Genomic DNA, 2,737 nt, shown 5'->3' on the forward strand with positions numbered 1-2,737 from the left:
TGGGCAATCGAGTGGACCGGGGCAAAGGGCACCTCGGCCTGCTCCAGGACGGCGCTGACCTCGGCCACGGTCCGCGCCTTGACCCACTCGGCGACCAGACCGTCAATCTCCTTGGCGTGCTTGCCCCGCCCGGCAATGCTGGAGAACCGCTCGTCGGCCAGCAAATCCTCGCGTCCCACGCCCTTGCAGAAACGACCGAACATGTCCTGGGGCACGGCCAGAATATAGATCCAGCCATCCTTGGCCTGATAAGCGTTGCAGGGTGAGATGCCGCCCGGGCTGTTGCCGTTGCGCTGGGGCTCTTTGCCGGTCAGCAGGTAGTTGGCAATCGGAATCTCCATCAGCGTATAGCCCGTATCCAGCAGACACACGTCGAGCGCCTGACCCTGGCCCGTCACATCGCGGCGGTGCAAGGCTCCCAGCGCGCCGATCGTGGCGTGCAGGGCGGTAATGCGGTCGATGATGGGCGAGTTGGTCATGACCGGCGGACCGTCGGGAAAACCGGTAAAGCTCATCAGCCCCGACATGGCCTGGCCGATCGGGTCATAGGCGGGCCGATGCTTGTACGGCCCCTGCTGGCCAAAGCCGGACACGTTGATCAGGATCAGGCCCGGATTCAGCTGTTTGAGCGTGTCATAGCCCAGGCCCATGGCCGCCATCACCCCGGGCCGGAAATTCTGCAACAGCATGTCGAACTTGGGCACGAGTTCCTTGATCAGGGCAATCCCCTTTTCGCTGCGGACGTTGAGGGTGATGCTTTTTTTACCCCGGTTGTAGACCGACCAGTAGACCTTGCCGATACCGCGCGATTCATCCCCGCCCGGCGCCTCAAGCTTGACCACCTCCGCGCCCAGATCGCTCAGAATCATCGCGCAGCGCGGCCCGGCCTGGTAGCGCCCCATATCCAGAACCTTAATGCCATCCAAACAGCCCGCCATAGTCGTCCCTCCTTGTTGCTGACTCTCTTCTCGGCCAAAGACGGCCCTCATTATGCGCCGTGAAAGCTCAGCCGCGCCAGAGCCCGCCGGGTTCGCGGCGCAGCGTCCGGCTCCCCTTCCCGTCCGTGTGTCTCACCCGCCAGCCGGAGCAAATCCTGGGGCGTATCCACATCGTACCAGGACGGGACCAGAGCCACGCTGTAGCCGTGCCGACGCGCCTGTTCCAGGGTCTGCTGTAACACTTGTGGGGTGCTCCACGCAATGTTTTCAAACAAGGGACGGTGGACTTCTCGGACGCCGACCAGGTAGTAGCCGCCGTCGCGGCTGGGGCCGAACACCGCGTCACAGCCGGGGTCTTCGAGCCTACGGAAGGCGGCTTGTACGTGGGCGGCGGGCAGGCTCGGAATATCACTGCCGATGAGTACGGCCCGCGAAAAGCCGGCCGCCAGCATGTCGTGCAGCGTATGCATCTGGCGCTCGCCGAGCGAGGCACCGCGCTGGGGTTGATAGCGAACCGGAAAGGGAAGCAGGCTCCGAAAGAGCGGCGCGCTGTCAGCCGGGGTAATGGCCATGAACACCTGGACCGCGTCCAGCCGACACATCCGCTCAACGATGTCGAGCAAAAAGCAGCGCGCCAAGTCGGCGGCCTGTTCGGGCGTGAGGGGTGGACACAGCCGGGTTTTGACCTGACCGGCGACCGGCGCTTTGGCGAAAATGGCGAGGGCGTTCGGCATGCTGGAGTCCTCAGAGCGGGCATCATCGTCCGCTTTTGTAACGCGTCCGCCCGGCCCGGCGCAATGCTCGCTTGACACGCCCACAGCACCCCAGTATCGTGCCGCTGGCATGGCGGTCGTGGACGAAATCGTTGGTATTGTAGACGAACACAACCGGGTGGTCGGGGCTGTGCCGCGCAGCGAAATGCGGGCCAAGCGTCTGGCGCACCGCAGCACCTATATCCTGGTGTTCAACTCTCAGGGACAGCTGTACGTCCAGAAGCGGACGCCGACCAAAGATGTCTTTCCGGGCTACTACGACCTGGCTACCGGCGGGGTCGTGCTGGCCGGTGAGAGCTACGAGCGGGGGGCAGCGCGTGAGCTGGAAGAGGAGCTGGGCATTCGGGACGTAGCCCTGACCAAGCTGTTCGAGTTCTACTTCGAGGATGAGCACAACCATGTCTGGGGCGGCGTCTTCACCTGTGTCTACGACGGGGAACTGCGCCTGCAGGAAGAGGAGGTCGAGAGCGTCATCCTGCTGACGCCGGACGACACCCTACGCCACGCCCAGACCGCGCCGTATACGCCCGACGGGCTGTACGTCCTGCGCCGCTACCTGGGTCAGGTCGCATAGGAACGCGCCCAGAATCTTCACCAAGAATCTTCACCCAGGACCTTCGCTCAGGACCGTGGTGTTATGAAAATCGGTTATCTGCTCGATACCCATGCCGGCCCGTACAACATGCCCCTGCCGGACAGCGCCCAGGCCCGGGCGTTTATCGATCACCTGTGGCGGGAAGCCGCAGTCGCCGAACAGGTCGGCTTTGACTCGCTGGTCGTGCCCGAGCGGCATACCCGCACCGAGTGTCTGTTTCCTTCACCAATTGTTCTGTTGAGCGGCTTGGCGGCGCGCACGACGCGGATTCGGCTGGGGACCTACGTGCTCATCCTGCCGCTGTACGACCCGGTCCACATTGCCGAACAAATGGCCCTGATCGATCTGATGTCCGGCGGCCGTCTGATCTGCGGGCTGGCCTCGGGCTACCACCCGGATTACCACAACGCCTTTGCCATTCCGATGCGGGG

General features: G+C 63.8%; 4 protein-coding genes. 2 read left to right on the forward strand and 2 right to left on the reverse strand.

What is annotated here, in order from left to right; translation table 11 throughout:
• The coding region (locus J4F42_19440) for a CoA transferase (GenBank protein ID MCE2487692.1) at positions 1 to 938 on the reverse strand (938 nt) is incomplete at its 3' end.
• Positions 939 to 988: 50 nt separating this feature from the next.
• Positions 989 to 1,672: a TIGR04282 family arsenosugar biosynthesis glycosyltransferase gene (locus tag J4F42_19445; GenBank protein ID MCE2487693.1), complete on the reverse strand. Its 684-nt coding sequence runs from the start codon at positions 1,670 to 1,672 to the stop codon at positions 989 to 991.
• A 118-nt stretch (positions 1,673 to 1,790) separates the two neighbouring features.
• Here J4F42_19445 and yfcD point away from each other — a divergent pair, with 118 nt between their 5' ends.
• Positions 1,791 to 2,285 (forward strand): NUDIX hydrolase YfcD, encoded by a 495-nt coding sequence (gene yfcD / locus J4F42_19450; GenBank protein MCE2487694.1) that lies wholly within the window; start codon positions 1,791 to 1,793, stop codon positions 2,283 to 2,285.
• A 63-nt stretch (positions 2,286 to 2,348) separates the two neighbouring features.
• The coding region (locus J4F42_19455) for an LLM class flavin-dependent oxidoreductase (protein ID MCE2487695.1) at positions 2,349 to 2,737 on the forward strand (389 nt) is incomplete at its 3' end.

The organism is Desulfurellaceae bacterium (assembly GCA_021296095.1).
In the GTDB taxonomy this organism is placed as follows: Bacteria; Desulfobacterota; Binatia; order Bin18; family Bin18; genus JAAXHF01.

Bases quoted from the DNA above. Each gene is read 5' to 3' on its own strand.
- J4F42_19445 (MCE2487693.1), bottom strand. From the start codon at position 1,672: ATGCCGAACGCCCTCGCCATTTTCGCCAAAGCGCCGGTCGCCGGTCAG.